This is a genomic window from Pseudomonas cistanchae, assembly GCF_054483635.1.
Genome location: NZ_JBTLWN010000002.1, coordinates 203,753 through 229,549 on the forward strand (window position 1 = coordinate 203,753; position 25,797 = coordinate 229,549).

The following is a 25,797-nucleotide window of genomic DNA, read 5'->3' on the forward strand; positions in this document are numbered from 1 at the left end:
CTGCCAGCCAAACCAGCCGAGCTGCAGAGTCGGCTGCTAGTATTGGCCTATCAGCACAGCCACCGGGGTTAAAGGTTTGAGCAACCGCAGCGTCTTCAGCCGTATTTTCCGCTGCCTGCTGATCCTGAGTCTGGCGTTGTCTACCGGTGCGCTGGCGTCCCACTCCTCCCCCACGTTGCTGGTCGACGCCGAGCAGGCAGCGGTGTCGCTCGATCCCCACATGGAGTACCTCAGCGACAAGACCCGCGCGCTCAAGGTGGGCGACCTGGTGCAAGGTCAGCAGGCGTTCACCTCCGTGCACTCGCGCCGCGAGCTGCAGCTGGGTTATACCGACGACGATGTGTGGATCAAGCTGGAGGTGCGCTCTGTCGCGGCGGTGCCGGTGGAGCGCATCCTCGAGTTCGAATACGCCTACCTGGACCGGGTCACGCTCTACACGGTACGTGCGACGGGCATCGAGGTATTGCACTCGGGCGGCACCGTGCCGGCGGCGCAGCGGGCCATTCGTCATCGCCTGCCGCTGTTTCCGCTGCACCTGGCGCCGGGTGAAGCCGTTACCCTGTATGCCCATGTCCAGGCCGAAGGCAGCAAGACGCTTAACGCCAACCTGTGGCAGTCGCAGGCCTTCTACGAAAAGAGCGACCGTACCTATGTGGTGATGGCCGCGTACTACGGCATGCTGCTCGCGCTGGGGCTGTACAACCTGCTGCTGTACTTCGGCATCCGCCAGGTGTCGTTCCTGCTCTATTCGCTGTTCGTGTTTAGCTTCAGCGCCGCCGTGCTGGCCTTCAACGGCGTCGGGCCGTTGTTTCTGTGGCCGAGCCTGGGCCTCTCAGGGCACCGCATCCTGCCCGTAGGTTTCATGCTCGCGGCGACCTTCGCAATCCTGTTTGCACGCAGTTACCTCGATACCGCGCGTTACGCGCCCCGCTGTCACCGTGCACTTGCGCTGGGGACGGTAGCGGGCGTGCTGATGATTCTGGGCTCGCTGCTATTGCCGCTGCAGCTGGTGCTCTATCTGATGTCGCTGTTCGGCATTCTGATTGCGGTCATGCTGTTTTCCTGCGGCGTCAGTTGCGCGCTGAAGCACGTGCCCGGCGCAAGGATATTCGTTGTCGCCTGGTTGCTGCTCCTGCTCGGCACCACGATGCTGTCGCTGCGCAACCTGGGCGTGCTGCCCTCCAACCTGGCGACGATGTACAGCGTGCAGGTCGGTTCGGCGCTGGAGATGCTGTTGCTCTCCTTTGGTCTGGCGGCGCGCTTCAACGAACTCAAGCGGCAGAAGGAACTCGCCCAGCAGGAGAACCTGGAAACGTTGCGCGAGCAGGAGGCGATTCTGGAACGCCGGGTTGCCAGCCGCACCCGCGAACTGGCCGACGCCAATGCGCGCCTCGAGGAAATGGCCACCCATGACCCGCTCACCGGGCTGGCCAATCGCAGCGGCCTGGCGCACCACCTGCGCAGCGCCATGTTGCGCACCGCCAGGCGCGAGGAAACCCTGGCGCTGATCATGATCGACCTCGACGGCTTCAAGCCGATCAACGACACCCATGGCCACGAAGCCGGTGACCAGCTGCTGCAGGTCGTTGCCAACCGGTTGGGCAGCGTGGCCCGCAGCAGTGACTTTGTCGCGCGCTTTGGTGGCGACGAATTCATCGTCGTCGCCGAGCAGATCGCTGACCAGGCTGCGGCCGATGCACTGGGCGAACGTCTGCGCCAGGCGATTCGCCAACCCGTGAGCCTCGACGGCAACCTGCTGACCGTTGGCGCGAGCATCGGCATCAGCCTGAGCGATGGCGTATTCCCCGACGCAGGCACGCTGCTGCAGCAGGCCGATGCGGCCATGTACCGGCAGAAAAAAGCCAGCAAACTGGCCTAGGACCCTGCGCTTGCCCTGGTGCGGCGAGCTGCCGCTGGCGACCCGTGCAATTTGCGGCGGCAGAGCGTTCGGCGCTATGGCAAGATTGCCCGCCTCGTCTCGCTTGGCTGGCCGCTCACGCGTTAGCGCAGCCCGAAGCGCAATGGCACTTATCGACTGTCAGGCCTTTCGCAGGTTTTCCCGGAGATTTACATGACTCGCCAGAAACCCCTTGTCCCGCTGCTTTGGCTGATCGCATTGGCCTGCTTCGCCATGCTTGGCGCGGCGTTGCTGCTGCAGCACCAGTTCGGCTGGGAGCCCTGCACCCTGTGCGTGCAGATCCGCCTGTGGCTGCTGCTGGGCGGCGGACTCGGCGTATTGCTCGCCCTTTGCGAGGCCATCGGCCAGCGCTGGTTGACGCTGATCATCTGGCCGCTGCTGCTGGCGGCGGGTTTCATGGCGGTGTACGACAACGCCCACCTGGTGCTGATCGAAACCGGCATCCTGGAAAGCTTCAGCTGCTCGCCCTTCCCGTTCTACTCCTTCTATCTGCCGCTGCATGACTACCTGCCCGAGGTATTCATGAGTGCTGGGGTGTGCGGGCAGAACGATTACGCGATTCTCGGCCTGCCCTTCACCAGCTGGACGCTGCTGGGCGTCACCTTGCTGTTCGCGCTGATACTGCTCGCCGCCTGGCGCGCCATCCGGCTCAACCGCTGAGTGCGTCTTGGCCCCTGGGTCGTGCCGCCTGACGGCCCAGCTTCGCCGCCGTTCCTTCCGTTCTCCCGTTCTATGGTGAAGCGCCCATGCACAAGGTTCTGATCATCGGTTATGTCTGGCCAGAACCGCGCTCTTCGGCTGCCGGCAGCCGGATGGTCGAGCTGATCGAGTTGTTCCGCCACCAGGGGTGGCAAGTCACATTCGCCAGTGCAGCGGCGCTGTCCGAGCACCGCTTCGACCTGAGCGCCCTGGCGGTGCCCGAGGTTGCGATCACGCTCAACTGCGACAGCTTCGACGGGTGGCTGGCCGAACTGCAGCCGGACATGGTGCTGTTTGACCGCTTCTTCACCGAAGAGCAATTTGCCTGGCGGGTCGAGCGCGTCTGCCCCGCAGCACTGCGCGTGCTCGATACCTGCGACCTGCACAGCCTGCGCGACGCCCGCCAGCGCTTGCTGAAACAGGCACAGCAGGGCTGCCCCAGCGAGGCGGAGAAACAGCAGGTCGGCGCAATTTCGGCTGACCCCGATGCGCTGTTTGCCGCCATTGCCGACAGCACTATCGCTCAGCGGGAAATCGCGGCGATCTACCGCAGCGACCTGACGTTGATGATCTCCGACTTCGAGGTGCAGCTGCTGCATCGCCAGTTCGGCGTGCCCTTGGCATTGCTGCAGCACTGCCCGCTGATGCTGATTCCGTCTGCCACCGCCTGGCCGGCGTTCGAGGCGCGCGCGCATTTCATCAGCATCGGCAATTTTCGCCACGCGCCCAACTGGGACGCCGTGCTGTGGCTCAAACATGGCTTGTGGCCGGCGATTCGCCAGCGTCTGCCGCAGGCACAGCTGCATGTGTATGGCGCTTATCCGCCACCCAAGGCAACGGCGCTGCATAACCCCAGGCAAGGGTTCCACGTGCTCGGCTGGGCGGCGGACGCCCACCAGGTGATGAGTCAGGCCCGCGTGTGCCTGGCGCCGCTGCGTTTTGGCGCCGGTATCAAGGGCAAGCTGGCTGACGCAATGGCCTGCGGCACGCCCAGCGTAACCACGGCGATCGGCAGTGAGGGCATGCACGGCGAGCTGCCCTGGGGCGGCGCTGTGGTCGAAAGCGCCGACGCATTCGCCGAGGCAGCGACTACGCTCTACCAGAACGCCGAGCGGTGGCATGAGGCGCAGCAGCGCGGCACGGCGATTCTGGCCGAGCGCTTCTGCCGCGAGCAGGCGGGCGATGCGTTGATCGCGCGGCTGATAACGGTAAGAGAGCAACTCGAAGCGCAACGGCGCAGCAATTTCACTGGCAGCATGTTGCGTCACCACTTGCACAAGAGCACCCAGTACATGTCGCAATGGATTGCGGCGAAAAGCCGCCAATAAGCGGATTTTCGCCGAATAAATACGGCTTTTTGGCGGGTTGTCGCCACACCATGTGCGCCAGTTCACAGAGGTTTTTCCGCTCCATCGGCGCTGCAGGCAAGTGGGTGATCTGGCATAGGCATTGCGAATAACGCGGCTGCGTACTAACAACACTTAGCCTATAAAAAGAAAAGGGATCTCTATGTTCAAGTCGATACTCGCTATCGCAACCAGCGCGCTGGTACTGGCTTCCGCAGGGGCTTACGCCAACCAGGAATCGGGGCCCATCGTGATCAAGTTCTCCCACGTGGTGGCGGATGACACCCCCAAGGGCCAGGGCGCGATCCTGTTCAAGAAACTGGCGGAAGAGCGCCTGCCGGGCAAGGTCAAGGTCGAGATCTACCCGAACTCCACGCTCTACGGCGACGCCAACGAACTGGAAGCCCTGAGCAACAACGAGGTGCAGTTGCTGGCTCCCTCGCTGGCCAAGTTCGAGAAATACACCAAGCAGCTGCAGGTGTTCGACCTGCCCTTCCTGTTCGATGACCTTGAGGCGGTGAACCGCTTCCAGAAACGCGCCAAGGGCCGGCAACTGCTGCGCTCGATGGAAGATCACAACATCGTCGGCTTGGCCTATTGGCACAACGGCATGAAGCAGCTTTCGGCGACCAAACCGCTGCTGGTGCCAGCCGATGCGGGCGGGCTGATCTTCCGCATTCAGCCTTCCAGCGTGCTTGAGGCGCAATTCAGCCAGCTGGGGGCAACGGCGATGGTGCTGCCCTTCGCCGAGGTGTTCGATGCGCTGAAGAGCGGCAAGGTCCAGGGTGCGGAAAACCCCTGGTCGAACATCTACAGCAAGAAACTGCACACCGTGCAGCCTTACATCACCGAAACCAACCACGGCGCGCTCGACTACATGCTGGTGAGCAACCCGCGCTTCTGGTACGGCATCCCGCACCATATTCGCGTGGAGCTGGAGGGTGTGATCGATGAAGTCACCTACGAGGTAAATCGTCAGGCCGAGGCTGCCAACCAGGCCGATCGCAAGCGCATCGAAGCCGCCGGCAGCACCATCACCACCCTTACCGACGAGCAGCGCGACGCCTGGCGTCAGGCCATGCAGCCGGTGTGGCAGCAGTTCGAATCGGTGATCGGCGAAGACGTGATCAAGGCGGCGCAAACCGTAAACCGCAAAAAGCGCGACTAGATCGCCGGTTTCCCAGGTAGGGTGCGCCGCGCGCACCGGGGCAATGCTAGGTGCGCATGGCGCACCCTACGAAATTGCAGGCTTTGGTTAATTGACGATGCATCAGGCGTGAGGAATCCGGTAGGGTGCGCCGCGCGCACCAGCGCACGTCATAACCCCGAGGTGCGCATGGCGCACCCTACGGAGTTGCAGGCTTTGGTTGACTGCCGATGCATCAGGCGTGAGGAATCCAGTAGAGTGCGCCGCGCGCACCAGCGCACGTCACAATCCCCAAGGTGCGCATGGCGCACCCTACGAAATTGTAGGCTTTGGTTGATTGACGATGCATCAGGCGTGAGGAATCCGGTAGGGTGCGCCGCGCGCACCAGCGCACGTCACGATCCCCAAGGTGCGCATGGCGCACCCTACGGAGTTGCGGGCTTTGGTTGATTGACGATGCATCAGGCGTGAGGAATCCAGTAGGGTGCGCCGCGCGCACCAGCTCACGTCATAATCCTCGAGGTGCGCATGGCGCACCCTACGAACGCCAATAACGTGCACTTCACGACATCGTGGCTGGCGGATCGACACGTTAGCGGCTAAGGCTGCGGCTGCGCGATGGGTGCATCCGCCGCCTGCCAGCCGCCGCCAAGCGCGGCAATCAGCTGCACGCTGGCGGTCAGGCGGCTGCCGAGCAGGGTCAGGTTGGTGCGCTCGTTGCTCAGCGCGGTGGCTTGCACGTTGACCACGCTGTTGAAGTCGACGGTGCCCGCCTGGTACTGGTTCTGGATCAAACGCAACGACTCGCGCGCCGCTTCCAGTGCGTCCTGCTGAACCACTGCTTCCTGTTCCAGCACGCGCAGCTGCACCAGGTAATCCTCTACCTCACGAAAGCTGTCGAGCACGGCCTGGCGGTATTGCGCCACGGTCTGGTCGTAGAACGCCTCGCTGCGCTCCAGTTCGGCAGTGCGGGCGCCGCCATCGAACAGGGTCAACGCCAGTTGCGGGCCGAGGGACCAGAAGCGATTGGGCAGATTGACCCAATCGGCAAAGCTGCTGCCGCGGTAACCGCCGCTGGCGGAGATGCTCAGGTCTGGATACCACGCCGCCTCCGCGACGCCGATTTCCGCATTGGCGGCAATCACCCGGCGTTCCGCTGCGGCGACATCCGGGCGGCGCTCCAGCAGTTGCGACGGCAGCGCCACGGGAATCTGTGGCAGCGTCGGCAGCAACTCGCGCGACGCGATGCTCAGCTCGCTCGGCGGCACCCCGACCAGCACAGCAATCGCGTGCTCCAGCTGCGCCCGTTGCCAGGTGAGGTCGATGGCCTGGGCCTGGGTGCTCTTGAGCTGGGTCAGTGCCTGACTGACGTCGGATTTCGGCACGATGCCGGCGTTGTACTGGTTCTCCGTCAGCCGCAACGAGCGGGCGTAGGCGGCGACCGTGGCATCGAGCAGGCGCTGCTGGTCGTCGAGTACGCGCAGTTGTAGGTAGGTTTGCACCAGTTCGGCCTGCAGGCTCAGCTTGAGCGCCGCTAGGTCCGCAGCGCTGGCCTGGAAGCTGGCGTCGCTGGATTCCAGCGAGCGGCGCAGCTTGCCCCAGATGTCCAGCTCCCAGGCTGCATTCAGGCTGGCCTCGTAGCTGTTGGACACGCCCGAGCTGCTGCTGAAATCGGCGCTGGAACTACCGCTGGATTGACTGCCCGTACCCTGCCCGCTGCGGGTCACCCCGGCGCCCGCTGACAGGCTCGGGTAGAACGCCGCCCGTGCGCCGCGCACCAGGGCGCGGGCCTGGCGGTACTGCGCTTCGCTGGCGGCCAGGTTCTGGTTCGAGATGTTCAGCCGGGCGACCAGCGCGTTGAGTTCGTCATCGCCGTACAGCTCCCACCAGGCGCCGCGCTCCAGGGCGTCGCTCGGGGTCGCCAGCGTCCAGCCCTCGATCTGTTTGAACTGCGCCGGCGTCGGCAGATCCGGGCGCTGATAGTCCGGGCCAAGGGTACAGGCGCTAAGCGCCAGGCTCAGGGCAAGCACGGTGGGTAAACGGTAGATGGCTAGGGCGTTCATAAGGCTATGTACCAATCAGGTGATGCATATTGAGCAACCGTAGGGTGCGCCGCGCGCACCAGACATGCGTTCATAAACCGCTGGTGCGCACGGCGCACCCTACGAAGTGCAACGCCCCTGGCCCCGGTCATAACGGGGTTTCCAGAGCGGCGTCGCTGCGTACGCCGCGCCAGCGGTTGACGCGGTGGCGCAGGCGGTCGAAGTAGAGGTAAACCACCGGGGTGGTGTACAGCGTCAGCAGCTGGCTGAGGATCAGCCCGCCGACGATGGTGATGCCCAGCGGCTGACGCATTTCCGAACCTTCGGCGCTGCCCAGCATCAGCGGCAAGGCGCCGAGCAGCGCTGCCAGCGTGGTCATCATGATCGGCCGGAAGCGCAGCAGGCAGGCCTGGCGGATCGATTCCTCGGGCGTCAGGTGATCCTGGCGTTCCAGCTGCAAGGCCAGATCGATCATCAGAATCGCGTTCTTCTTGACGATGCCGATCAGCAGAAACAGCCCGAGCAGCGAGATCAGACTGAACTCGGTGTTGAGCAGTTGCAGCGCGAGCAAGGCACCAACCCCGGCTGACGGCAGGGTCGAGAGGATCGTCAGCGGGTGGATGTAGCTCTCGTAGAGAATGCCCAGCACGATGTACACGACGATTAGTGCCATCAGGATCATCCACGGCTGGTTGTCCTGGGTTTCCTGGAAGGCCGCGCCCGTGCCACCGAGCATGCCCTGCACGTCGGTTGGCAGGCCGACCTTGGCCACCGCGCGTTCGATCGCTTGCGTCGCCTGCTCCAGAGAGACGCCTTCGGCCAGGGAAAAACCGATGTTCTCCGAGGCGAACTGACCCTGGTGATTGACCCGATCCTCTTCCAGGCTGCGCTCCCAGCGGGCGAAGGTCGACAGCGGCACGCGGCTGCCATCGGCGCTGATCAGTTGGATCTGGTCGAGCGCTTCCGGGTATTGCGCGTAGCGCGGGTTGATCTCCATCACCACGCTGTACTGGTTGAGGCTGTCGTAGATGGTCGAGACCTGCCGCTGGCTGAAGGCGTTGTTGAGCACGCCAGTGATCATGCTCATGTCCACGCCCAGGCGGGCCGCCGTGTCGCGGTCCACCACCAGACGAATCTGTTGTGCGCCTTCGGCTTCCTGAGCATCGATGTCGGTCAGCTCGGGCAATACCCGCAGCGCTTCGCGCACCCGTGGCAGCCAGATGCGCAGCAGGTCGAGATCGCCGGACAGCAGCATGTACTCGTTCTCCGAGCTGCGGCCTTCGCGGCCGCCAATCTGCAGGTCCTGATCGGGCATCAGGAACATCCGCCCGCCGGCGACTTTCGGCGTGGTCTTGCGCAGGCGGTTGATCACCTCCTGGGCCGACACGCCGCGCTCGGTCAGCGGCTTCAAGCGCACGATCATGAAGGCGTTGTTGATACCGCCGGAGCCGCCGATAAAGCCCGCGACGCTTTCCACGGCCGGATCGGCGAGCACGGCGCGGCGGTAGATCTCCATCTTCGGCTGCATCACTTGAAACGACAGGCCGTCGTCGCCGCGGATCATGCCGATCAGCTGGCCGGTGTCCTGCTGCGGGAGAAACGTCTTGGGCACGCTGACGAACAGAAACACGTTAAGCGCGACGGTCGCGATCAGGCTGAACAGCATCAGCAGGGAATGGCGCAGCGCCCAGTCCAGGCTGCGCTGATAGGCGCCGAGCACGCGCTTCTGCACCCGTTCGCCGAACTGCTGCATGGCGTTGGGCGGTCGCTCCGCGTCCTCGGCCTTGAGCCAGCGCGCGCAGAGCATCGGTGTCAGCGTCAGCGAGACCACCAGCGACACCACGATCGCCACGGCCAGGGTGATGGAAAATTCGCGGAACAGCCGCTCGACAATGCCGCCCATGAACAGGATGGACAGGAACACCGCCACCAGCGACACGTTCATCGACAGCAGCGTGAAGCCGACTTCGCGGGCACCCTTGAACGCGGCGTCCATCGGCGTGGCGCCGGCCTCAATGTGCCGCGAGATGTTTTCCAGCACGACGATGGCGTCGTCGACCACCAGGCCGGTGGCGATGATCAGCGCCATCAGCGACAGGTTGTTCAACGAAAAACCGAGCAGGTACATCACGGCGAACGTGCCCACCAGCGACACCGGCACTGCCAGCGCCGGGATCAGCGCCGCTCGCCAGCGACCGAGGAAGGCGAACACCACCAGAATCACCAGCACCACGGCGATCAGCAGGGTATGTTCGGCTTCCAGCAAGGTCGCACGGATCACCGGCGAGCGGTCCATCGCCACCGCCAGGTCGATGCTGGCGGGCATCACGGCTCGCAGCGCCGGCAGCTGCGCGCGAATGCTGTCGATGGTTTCCAGGATATTCGCCCCGGTCTGCCGATTGATCACCAGCAGCACAGCCTGTTCATCGTTGTAGAAACCGCTGTTGTAGCGATCCTCGACGCCATCGCTGATGCTTGCCACATCGCCCAGGCGCACCGCCGCGCCGTCCTGGTAGCGGATGATCATGGGCTCGTAATCGGCGGCCTTTTCCAGCTGGTCGCTGGCCTGCACCTGCCAGTGCCGGTCGCCCTGCTCCACCGCGCCCTTCGGCCGTTTCGCATTGGCCGCGCTGATGGCCTGGCGCACCTCATCCAGGGCGATGCCGTATTGGTCGAGCAGCCGCGGTTCCAGGGCGACGCGCACCGCTGGCAAGGAGCTGCCGCCGATCTGCACCTCGCCGACGCCGGTTACCTGCGACAGCTTCTGCGCCAGGATGGTCGAGGCCACGTCGTACAGCTGCCCCTTGTCGAGCACCTCAGAGGTCAGCGACAGGACCATGATCGGCGCCTGGGACGGATTCACCTTGCGGTAGGTGGGCATGCTGCGCATGCCGCTGGGCAGCAGTTCGCGGGCTGCGTTGATCGCCGCCTGCACCTCGCGTGCGGCGCCGTTGATGTCCTTGTCCAGGTCGAACTGGATCATGATCCGCGTGTTGCCCTGGCTGCTTCGGCTGTTCATCTGACTGATGCCGGCGATGGTGCCGAGCGAGCGCTCCAGCGGCGTGGCGACGCTGGAGGCCATGATCTGCGGGCTGGCGCCCGGCAGGCTGGCCTGCACGGTGATGGTCGGAAAGTCCATCTGCGGCAGCGGCGCCACCGGCAGCAGGCCGAAGCTGACGCTACCCAGCAGCAGGATTGCCAGGCTGAGCAGCAGCGTCGCCACCGGCCGGCGAATAAAAGGCGCGGACAGGTTCATCGGCTGACCACGAGCCCGGCGGCGCTACGGCCACTGATATGGCGCGAAAGACGGTCGAAATACAGGTAGATCACCGGCGTGGTGAACAGCGTCAGCACCTGGCTGAGCAACAGCCCGCCGACCATCACCAGGCCCAGCGGCTGACGCAGTTCCGCACCGGAACCGGACGCCAGCATCAGCGGAACCGCGCCGAACAGCGCGGCCAGGGTGGTCATCAGAATCGGCCGGAAGCGCAGCAGCGCGGCCTGGTAGATCGCCGCCTCGGGCTGCATGCCCTGGTTGCGTTCGGCGTCGAGGGCGAAGTCAATCATCATGATCGCGTTCTTCTTGACGATGCCGATCAGCAGGATGATGCCGATGATCGCGATCAGGCCCAGGTCGTTGCCGGTCAGCAGCAGCGCGAGCAAGGCGCCAACGCCCGCAGAGGGCAAGGTCGAGAGGATGGTGATCGGGTGGATATAGCTCTCGTAAAGCACGCCCAGCACGATGTACATGGTGACGATCGCCGCCAGAATCAGCAGCAGCGTGCTCGACAGGGACGCGCGAAACGCCTCGGCGGCGCCCTGGAACTGGGTCTGTACGCCAGCCGGCAGGCCGATGTCCTGTTGCACCTGCTCGATCACCGCCACCGCTTCGCCCAGTGCGACGCCTTCAGCCAGGTTGAACGACAGGGTTGCCGCCGGGAACTGGCCGATATGGTTGATCAGCAGGCTGGCGGCGCGCTCCTCGATACGCGCCAGCGACGACAGCGGCACCTGGCTGCCATCGGCGGTCGCCACGTGGATCTGGCGTAATGCGGCCGGGCCAATACTGCCGCCGTTCTGGCTTTCCAGCACCACCCGGTACTGGCTGGCCTGGGTATAGATGGTCGAAATCTGCCGCTGGCCAAAGGCGTCGTAAAGCGCATCGTCGATTGCCGCGACGCTCACGCCGAGGCGCCCGGCCATGTCCCGGTCGATCTGCAGAAACACTTGCAGGCCGCGGGTCTGCAGGTCGCTGGCGACGTCGGTGAGTTGCGGCTGTTCGCGCAGTGCGGCGCCCAGCTTGGGCACCCACTCATCGAGCAGCGGCTGCTCCGGCGACTCCATGCTGAACTGGAACTGGGTGCGGCTGACCCGATCCTCGATGGTCAGGTCCTGCACCGGCTGCAAAAACAGTTCGATGCCCGTGAGCTTCCTCAATTCGGGCCGTAGTCGCTCGATCACCTGGCTGGCGGTGACGTCGCGTTCGGCGTGGGGCTTTAGGTTGATCAGCATGCGCCCGCTGTTCAGCGTCGGATTGTCGCCATCCACACCGATGTAGGACGACAGGCTGATAACGGCCGGGTCCTGCAGGATCACGTCGGCCAGGCGCTGTTGACGTTCGCTCATGGCACTGAAGGAAATCGACTGCGGCGCCTCGGAAATGCCCTGGATCACCCCGGTGTCCTGGACCGGGAAGAAGCCCTTGGGCACCGCCAGGTACAGCACCACGGTCAGGGCCATGGTGCCGAGCGCGACCAGCAGGGTCAGCAGCTGATGCTTCAACACCCATTGCAGCCAGACGCCATAGCGGGCGATCAGGCGGTCGAGAAATGCGCCGCTGGCTCGGTAGAAACGACTCTGCTGTTCCTCCGGTTCGTGCTTGAGCAGGCGCGCGCACATCATCGGCGTCAGGGTCAGCGACACCACAAGGGAAATCAAAATGGCCACCGCCAGGGTGACGGCGAACTCGCGGAACAGGCGCCCCACCACGTCGGCCATGAACAGCAGCGGAATCAGCACGGCGATCAGCGAGATGGTCAGTGAAACCAGGGTAAAGCCAATTTGCCGAGCACCCTTGAGCGCCGCGTTGAGCGGCGTTTCGCCTTCCTCAAGATGGCGGGCGATGTTCTCCAGCATGACGATGGCGTCGTCCACCACGAAGCCGGTGGCGATGGTCAGCGCCATCAGCGTCAGGTTGTTGATGGTGAAGCCGGCCAGGTACATCACGCCGAAAGTGCCGATCAGCGACAGCGGCACCACGATTGACGGGATGATGGTCGCCGACAGTTTGCGCAGAAACAGAAAGGTCACCAGCACCACCAGGGCGATGGCCAGCAGCAGCTCGTGTTGCACGTCGCGCACCGCCGCGCGGATGGTCTGGGTGCGATCAGTCAGTACGCTGACTTCGACGCTGGCCGGCAAGCCCTTGGTCAGGTTCGGCAGCAGCGCCTGGATGCGGTCCACCACCTCGATAACGTTGGCGCCGGGCTGGCGCTGTACGTTGATCAGCACCGCCTCGTTGCGATTGGCCCAGGCGGCCAGCCGGTTGTTCTCCGCGCCGTCGATGACCTGGGCGACGTCCTTCAGGCGCAGGGCGGCGCCGTTTTCATGGCTGAGGATCAGCTCGCGGTATTCCTGCGGCGACTTCAGCTGGTCGTTGGCATCGAGCTGAGAAACGCGGGTTGGGCCGTCGAAATTGCCTTTCGGCTGGTTGACGTTGCTCGCGGTGATCAGCTCGCGCACATCGGACAGATTCAGGCCATAGGCCGCCAGGGCTTCCGGGTTGACCCGGATACGCACGGCAGGCCGCTGGCCACCGGCCAGGGTGACCAGACCGACGCCGCTGGTTTGCGCAAGCTTCTGCGCCAGGCGGGTGTCCACCAGGTCGAAGATCTGCGGCAAGGGCAAGGTCTTGGAGCTGATCGCCAGGGTCATGACCGGCGTGTCGGCCGGGTTGACCTTGTTGTACACCGGCGGCGCCGGCAGGTCGCCGGGCAGCAGGTTGGTGGCGCCGTTGATCGCCGCCTGGACTTCCTGCTCGGCAACATCGAGGGCCATGTCGAGGTTGAAGCGCAGGGTGATCACCGAAGCGCCGCCGGAACTGGAAGACGACATCTGGCTCAGGCCGGCCATCTGGCCGAATTGCCGTTCCAGCGGCGCGGTGACGGCACTGGTCATCACATCCGGGCTCGCGCCTGGGTACAGGGTCATCACGCGGATGGTCGGGTAATCGACCTCCGGCAGGGCCGAGACCGGCAGCAGGCGATAGGCGATCACCCCGCTTATGAAGATCGCCACCATCAACAGCGTGGTAGCGACCGGACGCAGGATAAACAGGCGGGAGGCGTTCATGCGTCGATAGGCGCTGTGGCGGCCTGCTCGAGCGCCGGCGCCGGGCCTTCGCCGATCACCTCGACGGCAGCGCCGTTGCGCAGGCGGTCAGTGCCTTCGAGCACCAGGCGTTCGCCAACCTGGATGCCCTCTTCGATCAGCGTCAGCTCGCCATTGCTCGGGCCGGCAACAATGGGCCTGACCTGGACCTTGCTCTGCTCGTCGACGACGTAGACGAAGGTGCCGTTGGCGCCGAACTGCATGGCCGCCGACGGCACGACAATAGCGTTTTCACGGGTGTCGACGCGCAGGCGCACATTGACGAACTGGTTGGGAAACAGCAGCTCCTCGGCGTTCTCGAAACGCGCCTTGAGCTTTACCGTGCCGGTCGCGGTGTCGATCTGGTTGTCCAGGCTGTCCAGCACGCCGCTGGCCAGGCGTGCGCTTTCGCTGCGGTTCCAGGCCTCGACCGTCAGCTGGCGCTTTTCGCCGCGCACCTGTTGCAGCACGGCCGGCAGGTCGGCCTCCGGCAGGGTGAACATCACCGAGATGGGCAGCGTCTGGGTGATGACCACCAGGGGTACGGTGTCGCCGGAACTGACCAGGTTGCCGACATCGACCTGACGCAAGCCCAGGCGGCCGTCGATGGGCGCACGGATCTGGGTGAAGTCCAGATTCAACTTGGCTTCGGCGACAGCCGCCTGATCACTCTTGAGCGTGCCGCGGTACTGGTTGACCAGCGCTTCCTGGGTATCGAGGGTCTGCTTGGCGATGGAGTCTTCCGCGTACAGGCCGCGATAACGGGCCAGGTCGATTTCAGCGTTCTTAAGCTGCGCCTGGTTCTCCTGCAGGGCACCCTGGGCCATCTGCAGGGCGACCTCATAGGCGCGAGGATCGATCACAGCGAGCAGGTCCCCCTTCTTCACCCGTTGGCCATCCTCGAACAGCACCTTGACCAGTTCGCCGTCGACCCTGCTGCGGATGTTCACCGTGTTGTAGGCCGTTACCGTGCCGAGGGCTTTCAGCTCGATGGCAAAGTCGCTCTGTTCGACCGAGGTCACGCGCACCGGCACTGGCCCGCCATCGCCCCAACGGCCCCCTTGCGCTGGTTTTTCCGGGCTTGGCCAGAACCACACGAGCAGGCCGATCAGTGCGGCGAGCAGAATCAGGCCGATCAGCCACTGTCTTGAGCGTGATGGACGGGTGCTGTGTTGTACGTCGGACATGATTTAGGGGTCGCTTCCTTGGAGAGCGTGAACGATAAGCAGTGTGCTGCGTGAAGCAAAGCCTCTTTACCGCCAATTTACCTTTTGCTTACGTATCTAACTCACTGATCCACAAATGAAAACGGCCTGCAAATGCAGGCCGTTTGGGTTGTATGTCCGGGTATTACTTGAGCGCGGCCAGGGCTGCCTCGTAGTTCGGCTCGCTGCCGATCTCGGCGACCAGCTCGCTGTGCAGCACCTTGTCCTGCTCGTCGAGCACCACCACCGCGCGGGCGGAAACGCCTGCCAGCGGGCCGCTCACCAGTGCCACGCCGTAGTTTTCGAGAAACTCGGCGCCGCGCATGGTCGACAGATTGATCACGTTTTCCAGACCTTCGGCGCCGCAGAAACGCGCCTGGGCGAACGGCAGGTCAGCCGAAATGCACAGCACCACGGTGTTGTCCAAGGTGCTCGCCTTGCTGTTGAAAGTGCGTACCGAGGTGGCGCAGGTCGGCGTGTCGACGCTCGGGAAAATATTCAGCACTTTGCGCTTGCCGGCCAGGCTGCTCAGGCTGACATCGGCTAGACCGGCGCCAACCAGGGTAAACGCAGGTGCTTGCTGACCGACCTTCGGCAACTCGCCGGCGACGTCGACCGGATTGCCACGCAGATTTACTTGAGCCATTGGATTGTCCTCATTGTTGGGATTGAAAGGCGTTGCGGAGTAAAGCATGCCAGGCATGAAAAAGCCCCGTTTGGCGGGGCTTTCTCCAGTTCAACGACTATCGCCCTGGCGATTAACGCGCCTAGCGCTTGGCGAAATGATCCTTGGTCAGCTTGACCACGACCGGGCTGAGCAGCAGCAGCGACAGCAGGTTGGGGATCGCCATCAGGCCATTGAGGGTGTCGGCCAGCAGCCAGGCGAAGTCCAGCTGGGCAATCGCGCCGAAGGGCACGGCAAGCACCCAGAGGATGCGGAACGGCATGATGGCCTTAGTGCCTACCAGGTATTCCCAGCAGCGTTCGCCGTAGTAGCTCCAGCCAAGGATGGTGGTGAAGGCAAACACCACCAGCGCCAGGCTCAGAACGATTCCGCCGACGCCCGGCATGGCCGACTCGAAGGCTGCAGCCGACAGGGCGGCACCGCTTTCGCCAGTGGTCCAGACGCCGGAGCAGATGATCGCCAGGCCAGTCATTGAGCAGATGATGATGGTGTCGATGAAAGTACCGATCATGCCGATCATGCCCGAGCGAACCGGGCTGTTGGTGGTACCGGCCGCCTGAGCGATACCGGCAGTCCCCAGGCCTGCTTCGTTGGAGAAGATGCCGCGGGCAACGCCGAAGCGAATGGCCGCCATCACCGCTGCACCAGCGAAACCGCCAGTTGCCGCAACCGGGGTAAAGGCGTGGGTGAAGATCAGATCGAACGCGGCGGGAATCGCTTCGGCGAACACCACCAACACCACCAGGGAAGCAACGATATAAGCCACGCACATGAACGGCACAAGGGTCGCGGCGACCTTGCCGATGCGCTTGATACCACCCAGGATTACCAGGCCGGTGATGACCATGGTGACCACGCCAGTGACCCACAGCGGAACGTTGAAGGTGGTTTGCAGGGCTGCGGCCATGCTGTTGACCTGAACCATGTTGCCGATGCCGAAGCCGGCGAAGCCGCCGAAGATGGCGAACGCGGTACCCAGCCACAGCCACTTCTTGCCCAGGCCGTTCTTGATCGCGTACATCGGACCGCCGACGTGCTCGCCGCGCTCATCCTTCTCGCGGTAATGCACCGCCAACACCACTTCGCAGTACTTGGTGGCCATGCCGACCAGTGCGGTGCACCACATCCAGAACAGCGCACCCGGGCCGCCAAGGAAAATCGCAGTGGCCACACCAGCGATATTGCCGGTACCCACGGTGGCGGCCAGGCAGGTCATCAGCGCCTGGAACGGGCTGATTTCGCCGCTGGCGTCGTCGTCCTTCTTGCGGCCTTGCCACATCAGGCTGAAGCCCGCGCCTATCTTGCTCAGCGGCATGAACTTCAGACGCAGCATCAAGAACAGGCCCGTGCCGAGGATCAACACCAGCATGGGCGGGCCCCAGACCAAACCGTTGATGCTGTTAACCAGAGTATTCAGGGATTCCATCTAAAGGTTCCTTATTCTTGTAATAGACGCGAGGTTTGATACCCATCGCTTGCTCGATTGCCGGATAGGCAGATTGTTGGCAGCCACCGAACACCGATCGCGCAAAGCCTGCACCGTCGTGGTGAACCGTCCAGGCATTGGGGGCGCCAGTATATGAATAGTTACAAAGGGACTTTCGCTATTTAGCAACTTAAACTCAGGTGGATTTAACGTAAAAAACGAAAATGCCGACATGAATACGAGCTTCGCGCGGGCCGTACAGCACAAACCCGAAGCCGACGCATTTTCCTAGAAGTCGCGTCGATAAAACAAGTCCAGAGAACTGGCCAACCCGCTGGCGGCCTCGAGATAGAGCCGTTTGGTCAGCTCATAACGCAGTGCAACGGTGTTCGCCGGCTCGAATACGCCGACGCCGTAACGCAGGCTGAGCCGTTCGGACAGGTTGCCACTGGCCACCACGCTGGTGCTCGCGCCGCTGCCCTCGGTGTCCAGCTGGAAATCGCTGATGCCCAGGCGGGAGGCGACGTTCTGGGTAATCGGCACGCTGCCAGCCATGCCAATCGCCAGAGCCGCCTGGGCCAACAGATTACCGTCGCCGCCCTCGCCCAACGGCCTGCCCAGCACCAGATACGACAACGCCTGCTCCTGGCTCATCGCGGGTTCGGAAAACACCTCGGTGCGCGGTTGTTCGGCGTTGCCGGTCAGGCGCAGGCCCACCACCACGTCGTCGACGCGGCGAATCGCCTCTACGTCGAGAAAGGGCTGATCAATCGGACCGGCGAACAGCAAGCGTGCGCGGCGGATCGTCAGACGCTGGCCGTAAGCGCGAAAACGCCCGTTGTTGAGGTTGAGTTCGCCACGGGTGTCGAGGTCATTACCAACGTGCACGCGACCGGCGAGGTCGGCATTCAAGCCAAAGCCACTGAACGTCAGCAACTCCTCGCCGACGATCACGTCAACGTCCATATTGATCGCGACCGCCTGCCCCGGCTCGCTGGTCTGCCCGACGATCCGCGCGTCCTCGGAGACCTGCACCGTCGACGGTGGCAGCTCACGAATGACAATCGCGCCGCGGGGGATGCGCAACTCACCCGTGATTGCCAGACGCTGTTCGGCGATTTCCAGGCGCAGATCCGGCGCCGCTTCGAGTTCGGCAAAGGGCTCGACATTGACCGGCAGGCGGCTGCCCTGCAGGCGAACCTGCCCAGTCAGCGGACCACTCCAGGCCAGGTCGCCGGTCAGGCTGCCCTGCCCGGCTTCGCCGGCCCGCCAGTTGCCGTCCAGACGCAGGCTTTGGCCGTTGATGCGCGCCTGCAACTGCAGGTTCTCGAACTGGGTGGGCAGTTCCGCGCCGGCTATTTCCGCGTCACTCAAACGCACACTGCCATCGATCTGCGGAGCGAGCAGCGTCCCGCCCAGGCTGCCGCTGCCGTTGAGCTGACCGGTCAGGCGCTCGACCATCGGCACGAACGGCCGGGCAATGGCGATGTTCAGGCCGCTCAGGCGGAACTCGCCGACCAGCGGCTTTTGCACCGGCCGCGGATCGAGCTGTGCCTGCAGCGTCAGCTCGCCGATTTCAGGGCCGCGCAACGTCAGGCGGGTATCGACGCGCTGCGGCGTCAGCTGGCTGCTGAGGCTCAGGGTGTCATAGGCGAAGTCGACCCAGCGATCCTGTTCGCGGATGCGCCAGCTTCCCTGCCCCGCATCCACCAGCACTCGGCCGCTCGGACCGGAAGCCGGCAGGTCGAGCTGCAGTTCGGCGTCCAGGCTGCCCTGCCAGGCCAGATCGCGCGGCAACCACTGGGCCAGGCTGCCGAGGGGAAAATCGCTCAGCCGATAAGCCAGCTGCGGTTCCGGCAGCAGACGCTGGGTTTCGGCGCACAGGCTGGCTGCGCCGGAGCGCCAACAGTGCGCCCCCAGTTCCACCGTGCCGCTGGCCGAGCGTGACAGCGTTGCCGCTTGCTGCAAACGCCAGTCCTGTCCGCCGCTTTGCACGCGTCCTTTGCTCACCCGGCCGCGCCAGATGCCGTTGTTCAGGGTGCCATTCGCGGCGAGGGTGCTCTGCAGCAGCGGACCGTCGAGCGCAACGGTCAGTTGCTGCTGGATTTCGGTGCCCTGCCCGCTGAGGGTCAACTGGCCGAGCCGGGTTTCGCCCAGCTCGATGCCATCGGCATTCAGCTCGATTTGCCCCTGCTGCGCGGCGTTGAGGCTGGCGTCGAGCTGCAACGCGCTGATGCGGTTTTCCGCCAATCCCAGACTCGCACCGCTCAGCGCCAACTGGCCTTGGGGCGCCTGCAGGCTACCGGCAAGGTCGAGCGCGCCGCTCAGTTGACCTTGCAGGCCCGGCCACAGCTGGCCGAGACGGTCCAGGCCAATGTTCAGCCGGCCGGACAATGCCTCGGTCAGGGCGCCGCTGCCACTAACCCGGTTATCGCCCAGGCGCAGGTCGAGGTTTTCCAGGGTCCATTGCTGGTCGGCGCCCGCGGTTTGCAGCTGGAATGACGCCGGGTGCCCACGCAAGCGGCCCTTGAGGTCAAGCGCGGCACTCAATGCGAGTTGCTGGTTTTTCAGTGTGCCCTGGCTGCGCAATGCGCCGGCCAGAGTACCCGGCAGTTCCGCGAGCCAGTAGGCCGGGTCCAGCTCGCTCAGCTGTAGATCGGTATCCCAGCGAATGCCGTCGGCAAAGCCGAGGGTCAGGCGACCGTCCGCCCTTCCCTGGCCTGCGCGCAATTGCAGGTCAGGCAAGTGCACCTGGGTCAGGTCGCCACTCAGGGGGCTGTTGAGACTGAAGGCACCGGCCGGGCCCTCAAGCTGCGCGGCGAAATTGCCCAGGTAGTTGCTATCCGCATAGGCCAGTTCGGCGGTCAGCTGGCGCAGTTCGACCGGCGGTTCCTCGGCGGTCGGGTACAGCCGGCGCCAGGGAAACGCCTGCCACTCGATGCGTCCATCCGCACTCAGGCCGGTACGCCAGTCGAGCACAGCACTCAGGGTGACCTGTTGTTCCGGGCTGGCGGTCAGGTTAAGGCTGCCTATCCGCGCGCCCTCGGCGTCCACCACGCCTTCTAGCGCCAGGGCCACCGCGCCGCCTTCGCCGGGTAGCACGGCGCTGCCGTCAACGGCGTAGCCCTCGGCCAGGTCGCCTTGCAGGTTGAGCTGCAGCTGATCCAGACGCAGCGTGTCCGGCAGATCGGCGCTGGCCTTGAAGGCATCGGCCGTCAGCTGCGCGCGCGCTGGAAGGTTCTCCAGCAGCGGTTGCAGCTCGGCAACCAGCCGGCCTTGCAGGTAGCCGCTGCTGTCGACGGTCAGCTGCACGCTCTGCTGCAAGGCTCCGCTGAGCTTGAGCTGCAGCTGCCAGGGCTGGCCGGCCGGCGCGGGCAGCGTCGCCTCGCCTGTCAGCTGCAGCGGCCAATCGGCGTTGGGTTGCAGGTGGCCTTGCAGCGCAAGGCTGAGGTCATCGCGCTCAAGCAGCAACCGGTCTATCTGCAAACCATCCTTCGCCCAGCGCGCATTCAGCTGCAAGGTCTGCAACTGTTCGGTGCCGTCGATGTGCAGCGCGCCGATACTCACCTCGCCAAGCTCCAGGGCCAGCGGCAGGCGAATGTCCGGCAAGGTGAACGGGGTATCGCTCGGTTCGGTAACGGATGTGAGCGTCACGTCGATGCGCTCGGCGGCCAGGCGCTCGATGCACAGGGTCAGGCGCAGCAGACAGGCAGGCGACCACCTGAACGCCGGGGCCTGGATCGACACCACGCTCGTTGCCTGCTCCAGGCGCAACGCGTCCGCTCGCCATTGCCCGGCCAACCGGCCGCTGAAGTTGTCGACCTGCAGCCCGGGAACCTGATCCAGCAGCCAGCGGCTGCCACTCTGGCTGGCGAGTAGCAGCGTGACCGCCAGCAGCAGCGCGAGGATCAGGCCAAGCAGGCTCCACAAACCCAGCTTGACTGCGCGCTTCACAGTTCAGGACCCATGGAGAAATGCAGGCGCACGCCGCCTTCTTCGTCATCCAGCGGATGGGCGATGTCCAGGCGCAGCGGACCGACCGGCGAAACCCAGCGCACGCCGATGCCGACTGCGCTTTTCAGCGATGGCAGGCTTAGCGAATCGAAAGTGTTGCCCTGGTCGAAGAAGGTCGCCAGGCGCCAGCGTTCGGCGACGCTGTACTGGTATTCGGCACTCATGGCAAACAGGTAGCGGCCGCCGACCTTGTCGCCCCGGCGGTTTTCCGGAGACAGGCTCTGGTAGTCGTAACCGCGCACGGTCTGGTCGCCGCCGGCGAAAAAGCGCAGCGACGGCGGCACTGATTCGAAGCCGTTGGACTCGGTGCCGCCGACCTGTACCCGGCCGAGCAGGCGATGGTCCTGCGCCACAGTAATCAAGCCCTTGAGCAAGGCGTTGGCGTGCAACACGTTGGCGTCGGCCAGCAGGCCTTTTTTCGCGGCAGACACATCAAACTGCAAGCGGTAGCCGCGCGAGGGGTCGACCTGATTGTCGCTTTGCAGGTAGGCGTAGCTGACGCCCGGCATCAGCAAGGTGCTCAGCCCGGAATCGTCGCCAAGTACGTATTCCTCGCGCTGCCATTTCAACGAAATCACCCGTTGCCAGCCATTGGGCCGCTGGCTGTGCCATTCGGGGCCAATGCTCAGCAGGCGGCTGCTGCTGTCGGTATTGGCCAGGTCTTCGAACTGGTAACCGGCGGCGTAGCGCAGCTTGTCGGTCAATGGCGATTCGCCGGGGATGTCGTACCAGAGCCCGACATTCTGCCGGGGCGCCGACAGCTCCATCTCCGCGCCATAACTGTGGCCCTGGGGATTGACCCAGTGGCGCGTCCAGTCAGCCTTGCCACGTGCCCCGACGTCGGTCGAAAAGCCCAAGCCAAGCCCCAGGCTGCGTGGCTTGCGCGCCTCCAGCTGAACGACCACTGGAATGCGCTGCTGTTGCGCCTGAGCGGGGTTGGCATCGACCCGTACCGACTCGAAATAGCCGCTGGAACGCAGGGCCTGGTACAGCTCGGCGATCAGTTCCGAGTCGTAGGGCGTATTGGCCTCGAACGGCACCATGCGTTGCAGCAGTTGGTCATCGAAGGGCGCTTCGCCAACAAAGCTGACATCGCCGAGCTGATGCCGGGGTCCGCTGTCGTAGACCAGCTCGACATCCGCAACCCCGCCGAGGGGATCGATCAACAGCTCCTGACGGGTGAAGCGGCCGCTGAAAAAGCCGTAACGCGAGGCCTGGTTCTCGATATAGCGCTTGGCCGCTTCATAACGCCCATGGTTGAGCACCTGGCCGACCTGCAACCGGGCCGTGCTGGGCAGACGGAACGCCGGCAGCTCGGCGGCCGGCCCTTCGACGCGCACCTCGACTTCGCGCAGACGCACCGGCTCGCCGGGCACGATGTCGATGCTGAGGGTGGGCTGTGCGGTTTCGCTGACGTCGCTGGTGATCTGCGCCTGGTAGTAACCCAGCGCGCGCACCGCCTTGTCGGCCTGGGCTTCGGCAATGCGCCGAAAGCGCTGCAGGTCGCGCGCATCGCGGTCGCCCAGGTCGCCGATGTAGCCTTCGACGTTTTCCTTGAGGGCGTTGTTGCCGGGTTGCACGCGCACACGCAGCTGCGCGTCGGCCAGGAGGGAGGAGCTGAACAACAACAGCGCACAGGCGGCGCAGAGTGAGGGAAAAACCGTCATGCCCGGATGCTAACACGAGCTGAGCGCCACTCTAGAGCGCTCGGTCGGGTGGCGGCGTTACCGTTTATTGCGAATCGGTCACCGCCGCTTCGCCTGTTCAGGCGCTGGCTTTCACCGCAGGCTGGGGATTCGGATGGAAGAACACGTGCTCGATCACCGGGCCTATCGCCACCTCGCCGATCTCTTCGTAGCCCTGGCGCTTGTAGAAGTCCAGGTAGCGCGCATTGCCGGTATCCAGCACCACGCCCTGGGAGCTGGCGTCTTCCGCACACCAGTTGTGCAGCGCCTCCAGCAGCTGTTCGCCCAGGTGCTGGCCCTGGTATTGCGGATGAATGCCAAGCAGTGGCAGCACGTGATACGGCCCCGGCGGCAGGCAGGCCAGCACTGCGTCGTGGTAGGCCAGGTAACGTTTAGTGCAGCGAAACCCAGTGGTCAGCAGCATGCGCATGCGCCAGCCCCAGCTTTCGGTAATACCCAGGCGGCGCTGCGGCGGCGCGATCAGCGCGGTGCCAATCAGACGATCGTCGATCAGCAGGCCGATGGCCGGCAGGTCTTCGCTGAAATGTTGCTGCACCAGCTCGCGCACCGTGGCGCGAACCCGCTGGTCATAACCCGGCCGTTCGGCTTCGAACAGGTAGGCGAATGTCGGCTCGTGGCGGTAGGCGTGGTACAGCAATGAACGTGCTTCGCGGGCGTAACCCCCGTCGAGCATGCGGACTTCAGCGGTGCGATGCGGCATAGGATGACCTCTGCTTTGTATTTTTTATTTTGGCCCTGAGGCACCCTAGCACCGTAGCTGCATGCTCGCTAGAACTGGCCGCCCGACCGAGGGATCGGCTAGCATCCCATTCACTTCGAATCTGCCTCGGGATCTGCCGCACATGAAGATTGTTTCCTTCAATATCAACGGGCTGCGCGCGCGCCCTCATCAACTGGCGGCATTGATCGAAAAACACCAGCCGGACGTGATCGGCCTGCAGGAAACCAAAGTTGCCGACGAGCAGTTCCCCGAAGCGGAGATTCGCCAGCTCGGCTATCACGTGCACTACCACGGCCAGAAAGGCCATTACGGAGTCGCCCTGCTGTCGCGGCAGGCACCGATTGAGCTGCACAAAGGCTTTCCCGATGACGGCGAAGAGTCCCAGCGACGCTTTATCTACGGCACGTTCGCCGACGCCAATGGCAACCCGATCACGGTAATGAATGGCTACTTCCCCCAGGGCGAAAGCCGCGATCACCCGGTCAAGTTTCCGGCCAAGCAGCGTTTCTATGCGGATTTGCAGCATTTGCTGAACACCCGTTTCAGCCCCAAACAGCCCCTTGTGGTCATGGGCGACATCAATATTTCGCCGGAAGACTGCGACATCGGCATTGGTGACGAGAACCGCAAGCGCTGGCTGCGCACCGGCAAGTGCAGCTTCCTGCCGGAAGAACGCGAGTGGCTGGAAACCCTGAAACGCTGGGGTCTGGTCGATACCTTTCGCCAGCACAACCCCGAGGTGAATGACCGCTTCAGCTGGTTCGACTACCGCAGCCGCGGCTTTGAAGACGAGCCCAAGCGCGGCCTGCGGATCGACGTGATCCTCGCCTCCCTGGCGCTGCAAGGACGGGTCAAAGGCACCGGTATTGACTACGACCTGCGCGCCATGGACAAGCCGTCCGACCACGCGCCGATCTGGCTCGAGCTGGACTGACACGTCTTACGCTTGAGCGCCCGCGGTAGAGGCTTGAACGCGGGCGCGGCTGTCATATTACAGACATCTGATTGTCTTATCGTCGCGGCACTTTTAACCCTTGAAGGTATCTGCCGCATGTCGCGCGCCCCGTCTGTTTGTGACCGCGAAACCTGGAATCGTACGCTCGCTTATCTGTTACTTGGCTTCGTGTGCTACGCCCTGCCCTGGTCGGTATTCGCCGCGTTACCCATCCCGCCCGACCAAAGCAGCGCATTGCGACTGCAGGGCTCCAACACCATAGGCGCGAAGCTCGGGCCGGCACTGGTCAAGGGCTTGCTCGAACAACAGGGTTTCAGCTCCATCCGCATCCTGCCGGGCGATGCGGAAAACGAACAGAAGATCGTCGGCATCAATGCTCAGGGTCTCGATGTGACGATCGAAGTCGCGGCGCACGGCTCCGGTACCGGTTTTGTCGGCCTGAGCGATAACACCGCCGACCTGGCGGCTTCGTCGCGGCCGATCAAGAGCAGCGAGGCCGACGCACTGACCGCCTTGGGCGACATGAAAAGCCGCGACGCCGAGCATGTGGTCGCACTCGACGGCCTGGCGGTGATCCTGAACCGCGACAACCCCCTTGATGCATTGCGCACCGAACAGGTTGCACAGATATTCGCTGGCGAAATCAGCGACTGGGCGCAACTGGGCGGCCGCCCCGGCGCCATCACGCTGTACGCACGGGATGACAACTCCGGGACCTACGACACCTTCAAGGAGCTGGTACTCAGCGCCAACGGCAAGAGCCTGGCGAGCACGGCAAAACGCTTCGAATCGAGCGATCAGTTGTCTGACTCCGTCAGCCAGGACCCGAACGGCATCGGCTTCATCGGCCTGCCTTACATCCGTCAGGCCAAGGCCGTGGCCATCGCCGCGGGCGAGTCGCAGCCGATGCTGCCGAGCGTCACGCTGATCGCCACCGAGGATTACCCGCTGTCGCGGCGGCTGTTTCTCTACCACCCGCCACAGCAGGCCAACCCTTGGGTTGCCGCGTTGACCCGTTTTGCCCACAGTCCACGCGGCCAGGCCATCGTCAACGAAAGCGGCTTCATCGCCCAGACCGTGCAGGCGGTCACCGTCGCGGCCAACGAAGCGATGCCGGCGCAGTACCAGACGCTGACGCGGGAGGCGCAGCGGTTGTCGGTGAATTTCCGCTTCCAGGAAGGCAGTTCCACCCTGGACAACAAGGCGCTGCGCGATATCGAGCGGGTTGCCAGCTACCTGAAAGACCAGGACAAGCTGCGCGACAAGGTGGTGCTGGTCGGCTTTGGCGACGCCAAGAAGGACGCGGCCCGCGCAGAACTGTTGTCGAAGCTGCGGGCCATGGCGGTACGCCGCGAACTGGCTAAGCACGGCGTGCTGTTCCGGGACATCACCGGGCTGGGCGAAGAGATGCCGGTAGCCGCCAACAGCGCCGACGAGGGACGGATCAAGAACCGTCGAGTGGAAGTCTGGGTGTATTGATGCGGCGCGCCACGGCTCAAACTGGAAGGAGAACTGGAAATTCGCTGCACAGCTTCTAGCCTTGCAGTATGTGACGCCGGGCCCC

The 25,797-nt window shown here is 64.1% G+C and carries 15 protein-coding genes; 6 read left to right on the top strand and 9 right to left on the bottom strand.

The window, feature by feature from the left end; translation table 11 throughout:
* Window positions 1-76 precede the first annotated feature (76 nt).
* From ACX0MV_RS07890 to ACX0MV_RS07905, 4 genes are all read left to right on the top strand, one after another.
* Window positions 77-1,879 (top strand): 7TM diverse intracellular signaling domain-containing protein, encoded by a 1,803-nt coding sequence (locus ACX0MV_RS07890; RefSeq protein ID WP_458981946.1) that lies wholly within the window; start codon window positions 77-79, stop codon window positions 1,877-1,879.
* Between the two features lie 192 nt (window positions 1,880-2,071).
* Window positions 2,072-2,578: a disulfide bond formation protein B gene (locus ACX0MV_RS07895; RefSeq protein ID WP_458981947.1), complete on the top strand. Its 507-nt coding sequence runs from the start codon at window positions 2,072-2,074 to the stop codon at window positions 2,576-2,578.
* A gap of 86 nt (window positions 2,579-2,664) precedes the next feature.
* Complete coding sequence (locus ACX0MV_RS07900) at window positions 2,665-3,945, top strand: glycosyltransferase (RefSeq protein ID WP_458981948.1); 1,281 nt, start codon at window positions 2,665-2,667, stop codon at window positions 3,943-3,945.
* A gap of 181 nt (window positions 3,946-4,126) precedes the next feature.
* The gene (locus tag ACX0MV_RS07905; protein WP_458981949.1) at window positions 4,127-5,131 is read left to right on the top strand and encodes a TRAP transporter substrate-binding protein; all 1,005 of its coding nucleotides are present in this window, start codon (window positions 4,127-4,129) and stop codon (window positions 5,129-5,131) included.
* Between the two features lie 578 nt (window positions 5,132-5,709).
* Here the strand turns inward: ACX0MV_RS07905 and ACX0MV_RS07910 are convergent.
* From ACX0MV_RS07910 to ACX0MV_RS07950, 9 genes are all read right to left on the bottom strand, one after another.
* Window positions 5,710-7,173 (bottom strand): efflux transporter outer membrane subunit, encoded by a 1,464-nt coding sequence (locus ACX0MV_RS07910; protein ID WP_458981950.1) that lies wholly within the window; start codon window positions 7,171-7,173, stop codon window positions 5,710-5,712.
* A 127-nt stretch (window positions 7,174-7,300) separates the two neighbouring features.
* On the bottom strand, window positions 7,301-10,408 hold the full coding sequence (locus ACX0MV_RS07915) for a multidrug efflux RND transporter permease subunit (protein ID WP_458981951.1): 3,108 nt from the start codon (window positions 10,406-10,408) through the stop codon (window positions 7,301-7,303).
* Window positions 10,405-13,503 carry an MdtB/MuxB family multidrug efflux RND transporter permease subunit gene (locus ACX0MV_RS07920; protein ID WP_458981952.1) on the bottom strand — a complete coding sequence of 1,033 codons (3,099 nt, stop codon included), beginning with the start codon at window positions 13,501-13,503 and terminating at the stop codon, window positions 10,405-10,407. Before ACX0MV_RS07920 ends, ACX0MV_RS07915 begins: the two co-directional genes overlap by 4 nt.
* Window positions 13,500-14,708: an MdtA/MuxA family multidrug efflux RND transporter periplasmic adaptor subunit gene (locus ACX0MV_RS07925; RefSeq protein WP_458981953.1), complete on the bottom strand. Its 1,209-nt coding sequence runs from the start codon at window positions 14,706-14,708 to the stop codon at window positions 13,500-13,502. Before ACX0MV_RS07925 ends, ACX0MV_RS07920 begins: the two co-directional genes overlap by 4 nt.
* Window positions 14,709-14,871: 163 nt before the next feature.
* Entirely contained in the window at window positions 14,872-15,372 is a 501-nt protein-coding gene (gene tpx, locus ACX0MV_RS07930) for a thiol peroxidase (RefSeq protein ID WP_458981954.1), read from the bottom strand.
* A gap of 121 nt (window positions 15,373-15,493) precedes the next feature.
* Window positions 15,494-16,837 (bottom strand): alanine/glycine:cation symporter family protein, encoded by a 1,344-nt coding sequence (locus tag ACX0MV_RS07935; RefSeq protein ID WP_458981955.1) that lies wholly within the window; start codon window positions 16,835-16,837, stop codon window positions 15,494-15,496.
* Between the two features lie 288 nt (window positions 16,838-17,125).
* Complete coding sequence (locus ACX0MV_RS07940) at window positions 17,126-20,791, bottom strand: translocation/assembly module TamB domain-containing protein (protein ID WP_458981956.1); 3,666 nt, start codon at window positions 20,789-20,791, stop codon at window positions 17,126-17,128.
* Window positions 20,788-22,518 (bottom strand): autotransporter assembly complex protein TamA, encoded by a 1,731-nt coding sequence (locus ACX0MV_RS07945; protein ID WP_458981957.1) that lies wholly within the window; start codon window positions 22,516-22,518, stop codon window positions 20,788-20,790. The genes ACX0MV_RS07940 and ACX0MV_RS07945 overlap by 4 nt, the downstream gene beginning before the upstream one ends.
* A 97-nt stretch (window positions 22,519-22,615) precedes the next feature.
* Window positions 22,616-23,257 carry a GNAT family N-acetyltransferase gene (locus ACX0MV_RS07950; RefSeq protein ID WP_458981958.1) on the bottom strand — a complete coding sequence of 214 codons (642 nt, stop codon included), beginning with the start codon at window positions 23,255-23,257 and terminating at the stop codon, window positions 22,616-22,618.
* A gap of 142 nt (window positions 23,258-23,399) precedes the next feature.
* On the opposite strand from ACX0MV_RS07950, the gene xthA reads away from it, so the two are divergent.
* Together xthA and ACX0MV_RS07960 are read left to right on the top strand one after the other, a co-directional pair.
* Entirely contained in the window at window positions 23,400-24,212 is an 813-nt protein-coding gene (gene xthA / locus ACX0MV_RS07955; protein ID WP_458981959.1) for an exodeoxyribonuclease III, read from the top strand.
* Window positions 24,213-24,329: 117 nt separating this feature from the next.
* Window positions 24,330-25,712, top strand: a complete 1,383-nt coding sequence (locus ACX0MV_RS07960) for a substrate-binding domain-containing protein (RefSeq protein ID WP_458981960.1) — start codon at window positions 24,330-24,332, stop codon at window positions 25,710-25,712.
* The last annotated feature ends 85 nt before the right edge of the window (window positions 25,713-25,797 follow it).

What these genes read in the sequence shown, in the direction of transcription:
- ACX0MV_RS07895 (WP_458981947.1), top strand. Translation starts at nt 2,072, where the DNA reads ATGACTCGCCAGAAACCCCTTGTCCCGCTGCTTTGGCTGATCGCATTG.
- ACX0MV_RS07900 (WP_458981948.1), top strand. Translation starts at nt 2,665, where the DNA reads ATGCACAAGGTTCTGATCATCGGTTATGTCTGGCCAGAACCGCGCTCT.
- ACX0MV_RS07905 (WP_458981949.1), top strand. Translation starts at nt 4,127, where the DNA reads ATGTTCAAGTCGATACTCGCTATCGCAACCAGCGCGCTGGTACTGGCT.
- ACX0MV_RS07910 (WP_458981950.1), bottom strand. Translation starts at nt 7,173, where the DNA reads ATGAACGCCCTAGCCATCTACCGTTTACCCACCGTGCTTGCCCTGAGC.
- ACX0MV_RS07915 (WP_458981951.1), bottom strand. Translation starts at nt 10,408, where the DNA reads ATGAACCTGTCCGCGCCTTTTATTCGCCGGCCGGTGGCGACGCTGCTG.
- ACX0MV_RS07920 (WP_458981952.1), bottom strand. Translation starts at nt 13,503, where the DNA reads ATGAACGCCTCCCGCCTGTTTATCCTGCGTCCGGTCGCTACCACGCTG.
- ACX0MV_RS07925 (WP_458981953.1), bottom strand. Translation starts at nt 14,708, where the DNA reads ATGTCCGACGTACAACACAGCACCCGTCCATCACGCTCAAGACAGTGG.
- tpx (WP_458981954.1), bottom strand. Translation starts at nt 15,372, where the DNA reads ATGGCTCAAGTAAATCTGCGTGGCAATCCGGTCGACGTCGCCGGCGAG.
- ACX0MV_RS07935 (WP_458981955.1), bottom strand. Translation starts at nt 16,837, where the DNA reads ATGGAATCCCTGAATACTCTGGTTAACAGCATCAACGGTTTGGTCTGG.
- ACX0MV_RS07945 (WP_458981957.1), bottom strand. Translation starts at nt 22,518, where the DNA reads ATGACGGTTTTTCCCTCACTCTGCGCCGCCTGTGCGCTGTTGTTGTTC.
- ACX0MV_RS07950 (WP_458981958.1), bottom strand. Translation starts at nt 23,257, where the DNA reads ATGCCGCATCGCACCGCTGAAGTCCGCATGCTCGACGGGGGTTACGCC.
- xthA (WP_458981959.1), top strand. Translation starts at nt 23,400, where the DNA reads ATGAAGATTGTTTCCTTCAATATCAACGGGCTGCGCGCGCGCCCTCAT.
- ACX0MV_RS07960 (WP_458981960.1), top strand. Translation starts at nt 24,330, where the DNA reads ATGTCGCGCGCCCCGTCTGTTTGTGACCGCGAAACCTGGAATCGTACG.